Raw genomic sequence first — 1,594 nt, forward strand, 5'->3', positions numbered from 1 at the left:
CGCGCGGTTCAATACCCGCAGCACCCAGCAGGGTGTATTTTTCAGGTTGGCCAAAGGTGCCCTTCCATACACCGGGGTATTGTTCTTTCCATTGGATAGGCTGTGCCTTTGCATGACTACAGAGCAACAGCAACAGGATAATCAGGATTTTTTCCATAATGCTTATTTTTTTAACAGGGCATATATGCACCAGAGTATCGGCGCCTGCCCATGCATATCACCTGTTTTTTGTTTTCGATCCAGGTAGTACTGATAATCATTTTTTCGGTTTGTCCCTTCACAGACATTGGCAATATCCCCTTCCCTATTGATATACCCGACCAGCGCCAACCAAGCCTTACGTGCGATGGGCGTATATTCACTGGCATCAAGCCAGCCGTTCCGCACGCCTGTGATCAGCGCATAGGTAAACATGGCCGAACCCGAAGTTTCTGCCCAGGATTCCGGTCTATCGATCAGTTGCCCCCACAAGCCATCTTCACGTTGATATTTTTTGAGGCTGGCCATCATTTTTTTGTAAGAGGCCAAAATGGCAGGTCTATTGAGGTTGTCCTTGGGCAAAGCAGATAGCAATTCGCTCATCCCGGCAGCCATCCAGCCATTTCCCCTACCCCAAAAGAAAGGTGCATCCGGGGCATGATAGAATAGGCCGTTTTCTTTTTGAATGGTATCGAGGTAGACAAGCATTTCATGTGCTGCACGATCAATGTATTTACGTTGTCCGGTTACCTGAAATGCTTTGGACTGCAGCATGGTGATCATGTACATATCATCTATCCAATAGCGTGTCTGCCAGGTCAGCCCCTTGTCCAGAAACTTCTGGTAGGAATCTTTCACCGTTTGGGGCGAATCAATAGGAATACTCCATTGCGCATCGGCAAAACGCATCCCCATCTCGCGAAAAGTTTTGTTTTTTGTCTGCCGGAAAAGTTCTAGGGGAACCGTTCCAAACACCGCAAAATCCACATGCCAGGGTCGCGGTACCAAGTGCTTCTCGGTATCAAAAAAAGGCATAAAGCGTTGTGTCAGCTTATCGAGCAGCGCTTTGTCCTGAGAGATTTCCGCAAACTTCAATGCCCCATACCAGGTACATACTTCAGGATAAGTAATGGATTTGGGTGGTGCTGGCGGTTTAAAGCTATTATGTGGACTTTCGGCAAAACGCTGCGCGACCAATCGGCCAACACGCGTTGGATTGGCCTTTTCGGGCCAGTTTTTTAAATCCATGTGCTGAGCCGACGCATATAGCGCCAAAGACACAGCAATACCCGAGAGTATCGACCTCACAATTGTTATCATCAGCTGGGTTTATATTTAGTTATTATACCAAATATCGTTATGCCGCTACTTTTTCGAAGGGTAATTTTCGGTCATTTAGGTGGAAATATTGACATCTGCGGTTGAACCGCCAAAAAATTATAGATCCATCATCACACGCAGGCTCATAAAGGCCATTAAGACAACGATTGTCACGCCAATCAGCGTGAGGATCAACGGTTGTTTATAGACACCGACAATTGCCGGTTTATATGCAGCGATTAACATCACTGTCAGCGAGACGGGCAATATAATCCCATTTACCGCGCCGGCGATA

The 1,594-nt window shown here is 47.0% G+C and carries 1 protein-coding gene; it reads right to left on the reverse strand.

Annotated features, from left to right (window positions below; translation table 11 throughout):
- Window positions 1-162: 162 nt before the first annotated feature.
- Window positions 163-1,299, reverse strand: coding sequence for a glycoside hydrolase family 88/105 protein (locus VN105_RS01365; protein WP_325637170.1), 1,137 nt, complete (start codon window positions 1,297-1,299; stop codon window positions 163-165).
- Window positions 1,300-1,594: the final 295 nt, after the last annotated feature.

Source organism: Chitinophaga sp., assembly GCF_035564935.1.
Taxonomy (GTDB): Bacteria; Bacteroidota; Bacteroidia; order Chitinophagales; family Chitinophagaceae; genus Chitinophaga.